We start from the raw sequence: 409 nt of genomic DNA on the forward strand, positions 1-409 counted from the left end.
TGGCCGCCGGGCGTGGCAGGCGCCGGCGACGGCCCGTGACGATGAAAGTGCATCGGGACGTCCGGGCGGCGCGCGGCCGCGTGCCGTCCGGCTTGCGGAAAAGGGCGTGAGCCCGATGCTTAAAGATTAGGCGGTTTCGGCGCAAAGCGCGAAGCGACGGCCGTGCCGGCCGGCTTCAGCTCGCGCCGCCGCCCCGCGCGAGCACTTCGTCGCGGTAGTCGGCCGGGCTGCGCCCGCTCCACTTGCGGAACGCGCGGTAGAACGCGCTCGGTTCCGCGAAGCCGGTCGCGGCCGCGACGTCGGCGATCGTGCGCGCGGGGTCGGCCAGCGCCTCGAACGCGAGATCGCGCCGCAGCGTGTCCTTGATCGACTGGTACGCGTGGCCTTCCTGGTGCAGCTTGCGGCGCAG

1 protein-coding gene is annotated in these 409 nt (G+C 73.3%); it reads right to left on the bottom strand.

All coding sequences use genetic code 11. The annotated features are described in order from the left end of the window. Positions 1-175 precede the first annotated feature (175 nt). Positions 176-409, bottom strand: a 234-nt coding sequence (locus G3O06_RS48615) for a helix-turn-helix domain-containing protein (RefSeq protein ID WP_205820498.1), incomplete at its 5' end; no start/stop codon positions are given.

Source organism: Burkholderia sp. Ac-20345 (assembly GCF_017104825.1).
Taxonomy (GTDB): Bacteria; Pseudomonadota; Gammaproteobacteria; order Burkholderiales; family Burkholderiaceae; genus Burkholderia; species Burkholderia lata_B.